Origin of the sequence: Anabaena sp. AL93 (assembly GCF_001672085.1) — a bacterium.
Lineage (GTDB): Bacteria > Cyanobacteriota > Cyanobacteriia > Cyanobacteriales > Nostocaceae > Dolichospermum > Dolichospermum heterosporum.
On the sequence record NZ_LJOU01000119.1, the window covers coordinates 1 to 15,186 of the forward strand.

Below are 15,186 nucleotides of genomic sequence, written 5' to 3' on the forward strand. Positions count from 1 at the left end.
ACAATAAAACCAAACTGTGTAAAGAAACGTAAAATCGCCCAAACCCTCTTCACTCTTGCCTATTGCCTCTTGCCTTTTGCCTTGCCATAACGACAATTTTCAACGCCAACCTACTTATATTATTAGATTAAGTAGGTGAACACAATAAAACCAAACTGTGTAAAGAAACGTAAAATCGCCCAAACCCTCTTCACTCTTGCCTATTGCCTCTTGCCTTTTGCCTTGCCATAACGACAATTTTCAACGCCAACCTACTTATATTATTAGATTAAGTAGGTGAACACAATAAAACCAAACTGTGTAAAGAAACGTAAAATCGCCCAAACCCTCTTCACTCTTGCCTATTGCCTCTTGCCTTTTGCCTTGCCATAACGACAATTTTCAACGCCAACCTACTTATTCATAGAGTTTGACTTTTAAGGCTTTATCTGGATAATCACTAAATACACCATCTACACCCAATTTAAAAAATGATTGATATTCCTGTTCAGGATTTCCCTGACAGTCTAAGGGTAAGAAAAAATCCTCATTTCTAAAAGTCCAAGCGTGAACTTGTAAATTAGCTGCATGAGCATCTATAATTAAAGATGTTGGTGATAGTAATTGACCATGATTATCTCTGGGAATTAATAAGTTTTTATTTACACCTATTGCTTGGGCATATTCGGCAATTTCTTTCAACCCTTTTTGATTTAATAAATCTGCATAATTTCGGGGATTATTATTAATCACAAAATCGTAAGGTTGACTAGTATCATTAATGAGTTGGACTAATGGTAAATCTGTTTTTCGAGACAATTCTTTGAGGTTACTAACTTCAAAGGATTGAATAAATATGGGTAAATTAACTGTTTGTAAGCTTAATAATAAAGTGTCTTCTAATGGTAAACCAATTGATTGAAAATAACTGGGATGTTTCGTTTCAGGATAAATGCCGATATTACGGCCAATTGCTTGACTTTTATGCTGGGCTAAATCAATGATTTCTGTAAAAGTGGGAATAGGAAATATTCCCTCATAAACTAGATTTTGAGGGCGTAATTGGGGAATACGTTCTTTAGCTGTTAAGGTTTTGATTTCTGCTATGGTCAAGTCTTCTGTAAACCAACCTGTTTTAATTTCACTATCAATAATTTTCGTGGTTTTTAAATGAGCAAATTCGGGATGATTAGCAATATCTGTAGTTTCAGAGATTTCATTTTCATGACGGGCAATTAAAACACCATCTTTAGTAATAACTAAATCGGGTTCAATATAATCAGCACCTAAATCAATTGCTAATTCATAACTAGCTAAAGTATGTTCGGGACGGTAGCCACTTGCACCGCGATGAGCGATAATAATGGGGGGTTTGTTTATGAATGTTTGAGTCATGATGACTGTTGACTGTTGACTGTTCGCTGTTTGCTGTTGACTGTTGACTGTTCGCTGTTGACTGTTGACTGTTGACTGTTGACTGTTTGCTGTTCCCTGTTCCTTGTTCCCTGTTCCCTGACCACACAAGTAAATTCACAGAATCAAACCGGATTCCTATAATTAAATTCCCACCGTTATTATTTTTTGTTATGAAACTGATGATGTCAAATCAGCCGGAAGTAAAACGTATAGAAGAGTTACGCCGCTTATTGCAACAAGCTAGTTATGCCTATTATGTTTTAGATGCGCCAGTTATGGAAGATACGGTTTATGATCGGCTGTATCGAGAGTTGCAAGAATTAGAAACACAAAATCCCGAATTAATTACTCCTGATAGTCCAACTCAGCGTGTTGGCGATCGCCCTGCCACCCATTTTACTTCAGTTCGTCACAACATTCCCCTATATAGCCTGGAAAATGCTTTCAATATTGAAGAATTGCAAAGTTGGGATCAGCGGTGGCGGCGATACTCACCTACTCAGTATAATACCGGAGAAGTAGAATATGTATCTGAGTTAAAAATTGATGGTGCAGCTTTGGCTTTGACTTACGAAAATGGCTTTTTAGTCAGGGGGACAACGCGAGGAGATGGGGTAATGGGTGAGGATATTACCCAAAATGTCAGGACTATTCGCTCAATTCCCCTCCGTTTGAATTTTGACGGGTTAGAAAATATTGCTAAGGTGGAAGTCCGAGGAGAAGCATTCTTACCTTTACAGGTATTTAAGGAAATTAATGAGAAGAGACAAAAGGCTGGAGAACAGTTATTTGCTAATCCGCGTAATGCTGTGGCGGGTACGCTCAGACAATTAGATTCACGGATTGTAGCACAGCGACAATTAGATTTCTTTGCTTATACTCTGCATATTACAGGCTTGGATGATTCTAGTATTGCGAATACTCAATGGGAGGCTTTGGAATTGTTGCAAAAAATGGGTTTTCGAGTGGATACCAATCATAAACTCTGCCATTCTATCGCTGAAGTTGCTGAATATTACCAATATTGGGATACAGAACGGCTGAATTCTCCCTATATGACGGATGGTGTTGTCGTTAAATTAAATACGTTTAGACTCCAAGAACAATTGGGGTTTACACAGAAGTTTCCCCGCTGGGCTATAGCCTTAAAATATCCGGCGGAAGAAGCCCCAACCCGTGTAGTAAAAATTACCGTTAACGTTGGTAGAACTGGGGCATTAACTCCTTTAGCGGAAATGTTGCCAGTACAATTAGCGGGAACAACTGTTTCCCGTGCTACCTTACATAATAGCGATCGCATTGAGCAATTAGATATCCGTATTGGCGACACCGTGATTGTTCGCAAAGCCGGAGAAATCATTCCCGAAGTCGTCCGGGTCATCAAAGAACTACGTCCCGCTGACACTCAACCTTTCATTATGCCTTCCCATTGTCCCGTCTGTGGTCAACAGGTGGTGAGAGAAACGGGCGAAGCTGTTACTAGATGTGTAAATGCTTCCTGTGCGGCGATTCTTAAAGGTGAGGTTGAACATTGGGTCAGTCGTGACGCTTTAGATATTAAAGGTGTGGGAGAAAAGTTGGTGTATCAACTCGTAGACAAGGGTTTAATACATTCCATTGCTGATTTATATGAATTGACAACAGATAAATTATCTGCGTTAGAACGCATGGGACAAAAATCGGCAGAAAAATTGGTGAAGGCGATCGCTCAATCAAAAACCCAACCCTGGTCTAGAGTATTATATGGTTTAGGCATCCGTCACGTTGGCAGCGTCAACGCCCAATTACTCACCGAGAAGTTTACCACCGTCGCCGAGTTAACAGCCGCCAGACAATCGGATATTGCAGGCGTTTATGGTATCGGTGCAGAAATCGCCCAGTCAGTCTATCAATGGTTTCGCACCCCAGCCAATCAAACCTTAATCTCCCGGATTCAGACCATTGGCTTACAATTAGCCAACAGCATAGAAACCAAAGCAGTAGAGAAAATTAATCAAAATTTTGCTGGGAAAACCTTTGTCGTCACCGGCACATTACCAACCTTAAAACGGGATGAAGCCAAAGCCTTAATTCAAAAAGCAGGTGGTAAAATCACTGATTCGGTTAGCAAAAAAACAGACTTTTTAGTTGTGGGTGCAGATGCCGGTTCTAAGCTAGAAAAAGCCCAGAATTTAGGAATTAGCCAATTGACAGAGGCACAGTTATTAACAATGCTGGCAGAATAGTTACAGCAGGAGTCAGGGTGTAGGGGCGCAGGGTCTGCGCCCAGTCAGGAGTCAGGAGTAAAAACCTGTTGTGGACGGAGTTTCATGATAAATACCTTGACCGTTGCTACACATATGCACATAAATTGTTAAATTCTGTTACAATTTTGGTAGTGAATTTCAACTAAAATTTGTGGGAGCGAGAAATCATGAATTCCGTTTTTAGTAAAACACTTGCTATCACTGTAGCTGCAACCACCCTTTTCATCAGTGTTCCTGCTTTTGCAGAAAGCCAACCTGCACCTATGGGCAATAAACCTCATACTAGTAAAACCAAAGTAGGAACAATTATTGATGTTGCCAGTGGTAACAGTTCCTTTAAAACCTTAGTAGCCGCTATCAAAGCCGCAGGTTTAGTAGAAACCCTATCTGGTCAAGGACCATTTACCGTATTTGCACCCACAGACGCAGCCTTTGCTGCCTTACCAAAAGGAACTTTAGAAAAACTTTTGAAGCCAGAAAACAAAGGAACTTTAGTCAAAATTCTGACCTATCATGTAGTTTCGGGTGCAGTTTACGCTAAAGATATCAAACCTGGTGATGTCAAAACAGTTGAAGGTCAACCAGTAACTATAAAAGCTAAAAAAGGCGTAGTGTATGTAGGTAACGCTAAAGTTACTAAAGCAGACGTTAAAGCTAGTAATGGCGTAATTCATGTGATTAATAAAGTGCTACTTCCTCCTAATGTGAAGTTGTAGAATTTTTGGCGTTGCTGATTAAGGGTATGAATTTTAGTCTCACGCAAAGGCGCAAAGACGCAAAGGTAAGATTTTTAAAGGTTCAATTTGGAAATTTCATACCTCGATTCAACAACGCCGAATTTTTCAGATCAGGCGAAATGCTGCTTGGATAATTACCCTGATAAATTGTTTCTTTTATTGCCTGATATTATAGCGATCGCATCGAATCATAGCACATATAGGTGATCAATCAATGCGATCGCTAATTATTTGGGCGTTGCTGATTATAGGGTATGAATTTTAGTCTCACGCAAAGGCGCACTGAGGTTTGAGTTTTAAAGGTTCAATTTGGGAATTTTATACCCTTAATATCAACACAAAACCGTTAAAATAGTACCAAATCAGAAAAACTGTAAAATTTGGATATGACCACAGCCACACCCGTAAAAACTGAATATGAAGCGATTATTGGCTTAGAAACCCATTGTCAACTCAGTACCAATACCAAGATTTTCTCCAACAGTTCCACAGCCTTTGGTGCTGACCCCAATACTAACATTGATCCTGTATGTATGGGTTTACCAGGGGTTTTACCCGTACTTAACGCCAAAGTTCTCGAATACGCCGTGAAAACGGGTTTGGCGTTAAATTGTCAAATCGCTCGGTATAGTAAATTTGACCGCAAACAATATTTTTATCCTGATTTACCCAAAAATTACCAAATTTCTCAATATGATTTACCCATAGCCGAACATGGTTGGATAGAAATTGAATTGGTAGATGATGCAGGAAACCCCAGTCGCAAACGCATTGGTATTACCCGTTTACACATGGAAGAGGATGCAGGGAAACTCGTCCACGCTGGGAGTGAGAGACTTTCCGGTTCTACCTATTCTCTCGTAGATTATAACCGCGCGGGGATTCCCTTGGTAGAAATTGTTTCTGAACCAGATTTACGGACAGGACAAGAAGCGGCGGAATATGCCCAAGAACTACGGCGGATTGTCCGCTATCTTGGTGTCAGTGATGGGAATATGCAAGAAGGATCTCTGCGTTGTGATGTGAATATTTCTGTGCGTCCGGTGGGACGAGAGAAATTTGGGACTAAGGTGGAAATTAAGAATATGAACTCCTTCAGTGCGATTCAAAAAGCGATTGATTATGAAATTGAACGCCAAATCGCCGCCATTGAATCAGGAGAAAAGATTATTCAAGAAACTCGGCTTTGGGAAGAAGGTTCGCAACGTACCAGTAGTATGCGAGTGAAAGAAGGTTCTAGTGATTATCGTTATTTTCCTGAACCTGATTTAGCACCCATTGAAGTCACCCAAACAGAATTAGACTCCTGGTTAAGTGAATTACCCCAACTACCTGCAAGCAAACGCCATTATTATGAAAATGAGTTGGGACTTTCGGCTTATGATGCGCGAGTCTTAACTGAGGATAAACCAGTTGCGGACTATTTTGAAAGTGCAATATCTAAAGGTGCAAATCCCAAATCTGCGGCTAACTGGATTACTCAAGATATCGCTGGGTACTTAAACAAACAAAAACTCACCATTTCCGAAATTAAACTGACTGCTGTTAACCTAGCTGATGTGATTACCCGCATTGAAAATGGGAAAATCAGCAACGCTCAAGCTAAGGAAAAACTCACAGATTTACTCAATGGTGTTTCCCCAGAAGAAGCCTTTGCAGGTCAAGAACTGATTTCAGATCGTACCATTCTTGAACCGATCATTGATGAAATCATCGCCGCTAATGCTCAACAAGTCGAAAAATACCGCAAAGGTAACACCAACCTCAAAGGCTTTTTCGTGGGACAAGTCCTGAAAAAAACCGATAAACGCGCAGAACCCAAACTCACCAATCAATTGGTAGAAGAGAAACTCAATGCACCAATGTAGGGTAACACCCCCATCCTGAGAATGATATAATGTGACAATAAGACGCAACTTGATTATTGGGAGAGCTAGTTTTTATTGGCTCTCTTTCTTTATATAACTGAAAAAAATCTTCTCTTCCTTCTTCCCTCCGTGTTCTCTGTGCCTCTGTGGTTCGTTAAAATACTTCAACCACAAATTGCCCAAAGAGCGTAAAGGAAAAAAAACAGAATTACGCATTAACAGAAAATAAAAAATAGGGGGTTTGACCCCTTGGTGCTAGAATCATATAACGTGCTAGGTAGATGCACCCTGATGATTTTAGAGAGCTATCCAAGTGGCTCTCTTTTATTTGTTTTAGGTTTAATTTTCGTGATTAGAAAAAGATTGTCATCAACAGATAAACTCACTTATAGACATAAATACTGGACGCTGATATCAAACCAGAGGCGGAAAGTAATTGAGCAGCAAACGCGATATAGATAATTGTGAGTAAAATTATGGCAGATTGGCAAATCATTACTGGTGGTGTAACAGCAGCGCGGGGGTATAAAGCAGCGGGAATTACAGCGGGACTAAAAGCTTCGGGATTACCGGATTTAGCCTTAATTGTATCAGATGTGGAAGCGATCGCTGCTGGTGTATTCACCACTAGCCAAGTTAAAGCAGCCTGTGTAGATTACTGTCGTCAAGTATTACAAGGGAAACATAGCGCGAGAGCCATTCTTTGTAATGCGGGACAAGCTAACGCCGCAACAGGTGAACAAGGGATTAAAGATGCTCAAGAAAGTGCAGACTTGTTAGGTAAAGAATTGGGTATTAACCCAGAATCCATTTTATTAGCTTCCACCGGCGTAATTGGTCAACGGATTAAAATGGATATATTGCGGGGTGGTATCCCCAAAGTAGTTGCAGAACTATCAGAAACAGGCTCAGACGCAGCCGCAGGAGCAATAGTCACCACAGATTTAGTCACCAAATCCATAGCCTTAGAAACCATTATCCATGACCGTCCAGTGCGAATTGGTGGCATTGCTAAAGGTTCAGGGATGATTCACCCCAACATGGCGACAATGTTAGCCTTTGTTACCTGTGATGCAGCGGTATCTTCTACGCTTTGGCAACAAATGTTAACCAGAGCAGCAGATAGAAGCTTCAATTCTATCACCGTTGATGGTGACACAAGTACAAATGATTGTTTAATTGCTTTAGCAAATGGTCAATCTCGCACCCCAGCAATTACCGAAATGGGGGCAGAGGCACAGAAGCTAGAAGCCATGTTAACTTATGTATGTCAGCATTTAGCAAAAGCGATCGCTCGTGATGGCGAAGGGGCAACTTGTTTAATAGAAGTCCAAGTCAGTGGCGCTCACGATGAATTATCAGCCCGCCAAATCGCCAAAACCATTGCCGGGTCATCTTTAGTCAAAGCCGCCATTTTCGGTCATGATCCCAATTGGGGACGGATTGCGGCGGCTGCTGGTCGGGCTGGAGTCCGGTTTGAACAGGAAAACCTCTCTATTAAATTAGGGGATATTTTACTATTTGAAAATGGTCAACCTTTACCTTTTGATAAAGCAGCGGCTAGTGCATATTTAAAAGCAGCCGCTCATGGTGAATATCTGCAATCAGACACAGTGTTAATTTCCGTCAGTGTTGGTAATGGTCATGGCACAGGACAGGCTTGGGGTTGTGACTTGAGTTATGATTATGTGAAAATTAACGCTGAGTATACGACCTAAAAAAATCGGCGTTGCTGATATAGCGGTATGCAAAACCTTTAGGGGCGGGGAAACCCTGCCCTTGATTGTGATAACTGTAAGAGGTTGTTTGAAAACTTTTTCGTGTGGGATCTGACACCCACAGATCCCCCTAAATCCCCCTTGGAAAGGGGGACTTTGAGGAATTTAGCCCCCCTTTGTAAGGGGGGTTGGGGGGATCTCAATTAATTCTGATACTTTTCAAACATCCTCTAAGATGACGATGCCGTTATAATATTTTTATTGTCAGCAATACTCAACAGCCATGATTCAAACCTTATCTAAAGTTACTACCTTTGAGGAATTTGTCGCTGGGCTTCCTGAAAATTCTGGGGTACGTTACGAACTACATAATGGGAATATCATTGAAATGGCACAACCAGTAGGAGAACACGAAGAATCAAAAGGGTTTTTAGGTGTAGAAATTCCCTTTGAAATTAAACGTCTGGGATTACCCTATGGTATTCCTAACCAAGTTATAGTTAGACCAGAGGGTAAAGATTCTGGTTATTTCCCAGATTTATTAGTGCTAAATCGTGAAAATCTGGTAAATGAAAAATTATGGAAAAAACAATCTATTATTAGTAATGCTGCATCTATCCCTTTAGTAATTGAAGTTGTATCAACTAATTGGCGTGATGATTACTATTTGAAATATGCTGATTATGAAGAAATGGGAATCCCTGAATATTGGATTGTTGATTATGCAGCTTTAGGTGGAAGAAATTTTATTGGTAATCCTAAACAACCGACAATCTCTGTTTGTAATTTGGTTGATGAAGAATATCAAATTAGTAAGTTTAGAGATCATGAACGGATTATTTCCCAAACTTTTCCTGAATTAGATCTCACCGCAAATCAAATTTTTCAAGCTTCCATATAATCAAATCATAAATTATGAATAAATTTTTCCGTCACATACTCTCTGAGAACAGGTTGCAAGGTGTATTTACCCCCATCTTTCTCTATTAAAGAGCGTGAATATAGTTTTTCTATTGCTTGTAAAAAATGGGATCTAGAAATCAATACCTTGTCCAAATTAAAAAAAGCCTTGATTTGTAGGTTGGGTTGAAGCATGAAACCCAACAAATGGGTTGGGTTGCGCTGTCGCTTAACCCAACAAAGCAGAAAATGGACAAGGTATTGAGAAATATGAGGTAATATATTTGCTAAATTAGTAATTGTTGTTAATTGCTGGTTAGTTGCCAGAGAGTACATAATTTGGCGTTCTAGAACGGAGAGAGGATTTAACTGCTGTTCCAGTAAGCTCATAGGTGTCAACTTAACGTAAAACCCATAGCCCGCCTGGGAATGAATTCCCAGTCTCATAGCAAAAGTCATCTGAAGATGACTAAATAACCCAGAAATTTTTGAGTAAACTTTAGTTTACTTTCGCTATTAGCCCGGAAATTCATTTCTGGGCGGGTGTGGAAGCCAAACAAATAAGGTATCTGTAGCCTAAGTTGACACCAATGAGCTTTTGCTTTACCCCTACTTTGAATCATTCAAATTAATAACATTAAAAGGTTCGGAATCATTGATAAGATAAAAGAAAAAATCTGAATCCAGAGTCAATATCCTGTTTATTTGCAGACGTTCAACAGCAATCACAAGAATTCCATCTGCAAGATCCATTGGACGATCTTGATACTTCTTAATTAGTTCAAATAGACGCTCGTAATCTGTTGCTTGAACTTCATAAAAAGTTAACATATCATTGGTAATTAGCTTTCCCAACTGATTTTGCATTGCCCATCCACCACGACGTAAAGCAAGATACATCGCTTCTGTAAAACATGGCCATGTCGTTATCAAGGGTATTGAGAGTTTCATTACTGCTTTCTTGATAGCTACGTGCTGAGACTGCTTGTTATCCACAAGGGCAAACAGAGGACCAGCATCACAAAGAATCATACATCCAACCCTTGACTTCTATACTTTTCCAGTAGTGCTGATCCATAATCATCTACTTCAGAATCAGAAGATATAATTTCCAAATTATCAACTTCTTCAAACCAACTATACCACTTCATCTTAAAATCTTCTGGACTTGTTTGGGGAAAATCACTATCCTGAAAACTCATATTTAATGCAGACTGAATCATTAACGCAATTTCAGTTTGTTGTGGACAATGACGTAAATATTCCCTAACTTCTGGAGGAATAATTAGTAAACCTTCTTTGAGTTCTAATCTAAATGTTTTGCTGCTCATATATATTTTAAATTCTATACCCCGTAAAAATCTTTAGCCATAATTTCCTCTATTCTAACTTTACTTTGTCATTTTACTAAGTAGGTGAGCGTTGAAAATTGTCGTTATGGCAAGGCAAGAGGCAAGAGGCAAGAGGCAAGAGTGAAGAGGGTTTGGGCGATTTTACATTTCTTTACACAGTTTGGTTTTATTGTGTTCACCTACTTAGAGCGATCGCTTCTAGAAGATGTTTGCCATCTCAAAAAATTCTCAAGTATCATCAAAATCATTATACTAAACACGGGTGAGATTTAAACTTTTGCCAAATGACAAAGAACCCAGATGTGTAGGGGTTTAGCTCATGCTTTACCCCTACGTTTAGAATCAAACAATCAAGCCGTTTTGAGTATATTAGATGCACCTATTTAACCTCATGAACGTTTACGCAAAACAATGCAAACAATTATTTTTAATATAGCTTTAGCAAAATTTGATGCTTATACCCGATTTAAAGCAATGGCTATCACAGGAAACCCAGAAGCAGGTTTAAGAATACTAGATAAACACCAAAAATCAATAATTTGAAATTTCTACTCTGGAGAGACTCTGCGCCTCTGCGTGAGGTAAAATTGTCCTCTATAAACAGCAACGCCGACTTTTGTAAATTTCCAATCAAAGGTGTATTTTATGCGGTTACGCTCAATGCAGTTAATTTTTATAGCAGGACTAATGGGGTTACTTTCCTGGATATGGACACCCACAGCCTTAGCATTAACACAGATTAAATTATCTGATATTTCCTATCACGAATGTCCATCAGAACTGTCCAGTGGAATAGTAGGTAGTAGCGGTTCAAATTCTGCCAGTTGCTTCATCGTTACAGGTAAAGCAGAAAATAGCACCCGCAAAACTGTTTATGATGCGGATATTTTTGGGCGCATATATGATGCTAACGGTGATTCAACCTTACAAAATCGCACCCGTCTGGGTTTAATTGCCGAAGTTCCTCCCGGAGTTAGTGATTTTGAATTTAGAATCACTGTCCCCAGTAATCAACCTTTACCATTACAACTTAAACAATTTAAAGCTGCTGGATTTAGCGGACGAGTGAGAAGATAAAAGTTGTAGAGACGTTCCTGGGAACGTCCTTACATGGAAAATCGTAATTTGGGGCTTAAAACCCTTGTACCAAGGTGGCGCGAGCTAAACTATCTAAAATACCACCAACTATGTTCAATGCCAAAAATGCCAGGATAGGGGAGAAATCCATACCACCCAAGGGGGGAATTATGGAACGAAATAGATTGAGGTAGGGATCACTAATTTGGCTTAAAGCTGCAAATGGTTGATTAGACCATTCAATAGTGGGAAACCAAGTCAACAAGACTCGAATAATCAGCAAATAGCTGTAAAGAGAGACAAAGGTAGCTAGGGTTGTAATTAGTAAATTCATGGGTAACTTTCCTGTTAAATGTCAAACATAGATTCATGATTGATTTTAATTTAGCTCACGTCGCATTGTGTAGCCAATCAATATAACTAAGGGAAAGCTTAAGAATGCTCATTAACTTCCTGGGATGAGTTGCTGTTGACATTACCTAATTGCTTCCGCACATCATCAATTGTGGCATTAAGTTGGGCAATTTTATCTTCGAGCGATCGCCTGGTTGCTTCTATTTCCAAACTTTCATGAGCAGAAGCCCTCATTTGCCGCTTTTTAGTCCCTGTCTGTCCATCATTTTCCCCAACGGTTAACCCTTCATTCTCTTCATTTGCAAACTTAGCATCTAAGCGCGAAGTAATCACCGCCCCTAAAACACCACCAACTACACCCCCAATCAATGACCCCAGTAACAAACCACTAGCAAAACCATCTTGCTGACTCATATTTTTTACCGTCTTCTCGAAAATAAGCAACTTTGACAATACTTTAGCTATTTTCCAGCCTTAGCGGCATCCTAGCTTAAGTTCCAAAAATGCGATCGCCCGCATCCCCCAATCCTGGTACAATATACCCTTGATCATCAAGCGTTTCATCAATAGTAGCGGTGTAAACGATTAAGCCAGGATAGACAGCAGCCAACTTTTTCAACGCCGGGGGAGCAACAACTACAGATATAATCCGAATTAACGCCGGATCAACACCTCTTTGGGTCAATTCCGCCATTACTGCCATTATAGAGCCTCCAGTAGCCAACATCGGCTCAGTAATTAACACCCGCGTTTCGGGAGCGAATTTTTCGGGTAATTTATTTAAATAACAAGTAGGTTCTAGAGTTTCTTCATTTCGCGCCAAGCCAACATGGTAAATTGATGCCAAAGGCAGTACACCCTGCGCTCCCTCCAACAAGCCTAAACCAGCCCGCAAAATCGGCACAACAGCCACAGGTATCTGAGGATTAATAAAAGTGGCTGCACAGGTCGTCAGAGGCGTTTGCACCATTGTTTCTTGAGTCGGTAACCACTCCCTAGCAGCCTCATAAGTTAGCCACCTACCCAACTCAGTCATAGCAGAACGAAATAATACAGATGGCGTAGCTACATCACGAGCAACTCCCAACCAGTGCTGAATTAAAGGATGAGGTGGAACATAAACACGGAGTTGTTGTGTCATAGCTAGAAAAGGGCGGCTGGATAATTGTCTTTTTACTGGAACATCATAGCAGAATTCACCGAATCAGGAGTCAGGAGTCAGGAGTCAGGAAGAAGAAAGGAGAAAGGAGAAGGTAGGGGCGCAGGGTCTGCGCCCAGGAAGAAGTCAGGAGTAAATAGGGGTTGCTGATAGTTAGCCATATAAACTGAAAACCTAGATATATTAAGAGTTTCCGGGTTAAAAAAGTGAATTATGTGCAAGCCCTAAATATATTTATTGATAAATCTTCTCATTAATAGTTGACAAAGATTCTCAATCAGAGTTATATTATTCTCAAGTGTTCTCCTCTCTTTAAAGGATCGGCAGGCGGGATTAGTCAGCAGCAGCAGACTTTTCCCTCTTTTTTGGATTAAATTACAGATTATGGATTCCGCATTATTTGATGTCATTATCATTGGTTCTGGTATTGGTGGTTTAGTGACAGCCACCCAATTAGCAGCCAAAGGTGCAAAAGTTATAGTTTTTGAAAGTTATCTCATTCCCGGTGGTAGCGCTGGCTATTTTCAAAGCCAAGGATATACATTTGATGTCGGTGCATCAATGATTTTTGGCATGGGAAATAAAGGAACAACCAACTTACTCACCCGTGCCTTAGATGCAGTCAATGTTAATCTAGAAACCATTCCCGATTCTGTCCAGATTCACTATCATTTACCCAATGGTTTGGATTTAAAAATTGATCGAGATTATGAAACATTTCTCCAAAATCTAATTGCTTATTTTCCCCACGAAGCCAAGGGAATCAGGCGATTTTATGATGAATGTCAAAAAGTTTTTAATTGCCTGAATAATATTGAATTGTTATCATTAGAAGAACCTAAATATCTCCTGCGGGTATTTCTCAAAAATCCTTTAGCTTGTCTAGGTTTAGCCAAGTATTTACCCTTAAATGTGGGAGAAGTGGCACGAAAGTATATTCAAGATCGTCAGTTATTAAAATTTATTGATATCGAGTGTTATTGCTGGTCAGTAGTTCCAGCGGACATGACACCAATGATTAATGCTGGTATGGTTTTTTCTGATAGACATTATGGAGGAGTTAATTATCCTCGGGGTGGAGTTGGGAAAATTGCCGAAAAATTGGTAACAGGTTTAGCACAATTGGGGGGTGAAATTCAATACCAAGCGCGAGTCACAAAAATCATTACCAAACAGGGAAAAGCTGTAGGTATACAATTAGCAAATGGTCAAGTTTATTATGGTAAAAAAATAGTATCTAATGCCACTCGCTGGGACACATTTACAAAACTACTACCAGTCCAAGAAATGCCAGTTAAAGAAAAAAATTGGCAACAACGATATATTAAATCACCTAGTTTTTTAAGCTTGCATATAGGGGTAAAAGCATCAGTTTTACCTGTAGGAACAGAATGCCATCATATTTTATTAACAGATTGGCAAGAAATGACCACAGCAACAGGAACAATTTTTGTTTCTATTCCTACCCTCCTTGACCCGGATTTAGCACCACCAGGATATCATATTATTCATGCCTTTACACCTGACTGGATTAGTAATTGGCAGGGACTTTCCGAAAGCGAGTATACGGATAAAAAAGAAATAGCAGCAGGGCAAATTATTGACAGATTAGCCGCAATTTTTCCTGGCTTAGATGCTGGGTTAGATTATTTGGAAATCGGGACTCCACGTACTCACAGACGCTTTTTACAACGGATAGATGGCACTTATGGACCAATACCTAAACGTAAGTTGTGGGGGTTATTGGGAATGCCTTTCAATCGCACTGTGATTCCTAATTTGTATTGTGTAGGAGATAGTACATTCCCCGGACAGGGTTTGAATGCAGTAGCTTTTTCTGGGTTTGCTTGCGCTCATAGGATTGGAGTAGATTTACAACTGAGAAAATAGCTGGGAATAAGATCCCCGACTTCTTAAAGAAGTCGGGGATCTTTTTGTTTTTAAGTCAATGGTCGAGAGGATTTTTAGAGAAAACCCTCTTCTTCATTGACAGTCTCAGGGCTAAAGCCGCTGAGTTTCCCACTTACCGCGAGGTTTTATGAGACGATGTTTTCAAAGTGGTATCCCGTAATTTTCATCACATTGTTACCCCCCTTTTCCCCTTGCAAAGGGGGAAACAAGAAAAATCCAGTTCCCTCCCCTTTATAAGGGGAGGGTTAGGGATGGGTGAAATATTTGATACAGCAATTACAACTCTGAAGGGTTATCATTCACTGTAAGCATCACCTGTATTAAAAAACCCATGATTCACCGTCTCAACATGACCGAAATTGGGCTTTAACGATATTAACCATAGGTATAGTGAACTACCCACACTGACCTGACGGTACAGTGTCGGCTTCCTGTCCAACAGAAAGCACAAAGGTAGGGGGGGTAGGGG

At 40.0% G+C, this 15,186-nt stretch carries 15 protein-coding genes; 8 read left to right on the plus strand and 7 right to left on the minus strand.

Going from position 1 to position 15,186, the window contains the following annotated elements:
* Nucleotides 1-396 precede the first annotated feature (396 nt).
* Nucleotides 397-1,374: a glycerophosphodiester phosphodiesterase gene (locus tag AN486_RS23385; RefSeq protein ID WP_039205034.1), complete on the minus strand. Its 978-nt coding sequence runs from the start codon at nt 1,372-1,374 to the stop codon at nt 397-399.
* Between the two features lie 200 nt (nt 1,375-1,574).
* Between AN486_RS23385 and ligA the strand changes: the two genes are divergently transcribed.
* The 5 genes from ligA (at nt 1,575) to AN486_RS23410 (ending at nt 8,865) form a co-directional block, all read left to right on the plus strand.
* Nucleotides 1,575-3,620, plus strand: a complete 2,046-nt coding sequence (ligA, locus tag AN486_RS23390) for an NAD-dependent DNA ligase LigA (RefSeq protein ID WP_053539532.1) — start codon at nt 1,575-1,577, stop codon at nt 3,618-3,620.
* Between the two features lie 188 nt (nt 3,621-3,808).
* The gene (locus tag AN486_RS23395; protein WP_290602732.1) at nt 3,809-4,357 is read left to right on the plus strand and encodes a fasciclin domain-containing protein; all 549 of its coding nucleotides are present in this window, start codon (nt 3,809-3,811) and stop codon (nt 4,355-4,357) included.
* A 407-nt stretch (nt 4,358-4,764) separates the two neighbouring features.
* Nucleotides 4,765-6,246, plus strand: a complete 1,482-nt coding sequence (gene gatB, locus AN486_RS23400; protein WP_053539530.1) for an Asp-tRNA(Asn)/Glu-tRNA(Gln) amidotransferase subunit GatB — start codon at nt 4,765-4,767, stop codon at nt 6,244-6,246.
* A 476-nt stretch (nt 6,247-6,722) separates the two neighbouring features.
* Nucleotides 6,723-7,964: a bifunctional ornithine acetyltransferase/N-acetylglutamate synthase gene (gene argJ, locus AN486_RS23405; protein WP_290602733.1), complete on the plus strand. Its 1,242-nt coding sequence runs from the start codon at nt 6,723-6,725 to the stop codon at nt 7,962-7,964.
* Nucleotides 7,965-8,247: 283 nt separating this feature from the next.
* Nucleotides 8,248-8,865, plus strand: coding sequence for a Uma2 family endonuclease (locus tag AN486_RS23410; RefSeq protein ID WP_290602734.1), 618 nt, complete (start codon nt 8,248-8,250; stop codon nt 8,863-8,865).
* 5 nt (nt 8,866-8,870) lie between these two features.
* Here the strand turns inward: AN486_RS23410 and AN486_RS23415 are convergent, their stop codons facing one another.
* The 3 genes from AN486_RS23415 to AN486_RS23425 all read right to left on the minus strand — a co-directional run bounded on the left by AN486_RS23415 (nt 8,871) and on the right by AN486_RS23425 (nt 10,195).
* Nucleotides 8,871-9,254: a hypothetical protein gene (locus AN486_RS23415; RefSeq protein ID WP_290602736.1), complete on the minus strand. Its 384-nt coding sequence runs from the start codon at nt 9,252-9,254 to the stop codon at nt 8,871-8,873.
* A gap of 219 nt (nt 9,255-9,473) precedes the next feature.
* A complete protein-coding gene (locus AN486_RS23420) occupies nt 9,474-9,896 on the minus strand; it encodes a type II toxin-antitoxin system VapC family toxin (RefSeq protein ID WP_290602737.1) in 423 nt (140 codons plus the stop codon).
* Entirely contained in the window at nt 9,893-10,195 is a 303-nt protein-coding gene (locus tag AN486_RS23425) for a hypothetical protein (protein WP_053539525.1), read from the minus strand. The genes AN486_RS23420 and AN486_RS23425 overlap by 4 nt, the downstream gene beginning before the upstream one ends.
* Nucleotides 10,196-10,627: 432 nt before the next feature.
* Here AN486_RS23425 and AN486_RS23430 point away from each other — a divergent pair, with 432 nt between their 5' ends.
* Both AN486_RS23430 and AN486_RS23435 read left to right on the plus strand, forming a co-directional pair.
* Nucleotides 10,628-10,759, plus strand: coding sequence for a hypothetical protein (locus tag AN486_RS23430; protein WP_256366886.1), 132 nt, complete (start codon nt 10,628-10,630; stop codon nt 10,757-10,759).
* A gap of 102 nt (nt 10,760-10,861) precedes the next feature.
* Nucleotides 10,862-11,293 (plus strand): hypothetical protein, encoded by a 432-nt coding sequence (locus tag AN486_RS23435; protein WP_053539524.1) that lies wholly within the window; start codon nt 10,862-10,864, stop codon nt 11,291-11,293.
* Nucleotides 11,294-11,348: 55 nt separating this feature from the next.
* Here AN486_RS23435 and AN486_RS23440 read toward each other — a convergent pair whose 3' ends face one another.
* The 3 genes from AN486_RS23440 to upp all read right to left on the minus strand — a co-directional run bounded on the left by AN486_RS23440 (nt 11,349) and on the right by upp (nt 12,788).
* Nucleotides 11,349-11,627, minus strand: coding sequence for a YggT family protein (locus tag AN486_RS23440; RefSeq protein ID WP_027401027.1), 279 nt, complete (start codon nt 11,625-11,627; stop codon nt 11,349-11,351).
* Between the two features lie 98 nt (nt 11,628-11,725).
* Entirely contained in the window at nt 11,726-12,061 is a 336-nt protein-coding gene (locus AN486_RS23445) for a hypothetical protein (protein ID WP_039205019.1), read from the minus strand.
* A 76-nt stretch (nt 12,062-12,137) separates the two neighbouring features.
* Entirely contained in the window at nt 12,138-12,788 is a 651-nt protein-coding gene (upp, locus tag AN486_RS23450) for a uracil phosphoribosyltransferase (RefSeq protein ID WP_053539523.1), read from the minus strand.
* Between the two features lie 402 nt (nt 12,789-13,190).
* On the opposite strand from upp, the gene crtH reads away from it, so the two are divergent.
* Nucleotides 13,191-14,696, plus strand: coding sequence for a carotenoid isomerase (gene crtH / locus AN486_RS23455; protein ID WP_290602738.1), 1,506 nt, complete (start codon nt 13,191-13,193; stop codon nt 14,694-14,696).
* The last annotated feature ends 490 nt before the right edge of the window (nt 14,697-15,186 follow it).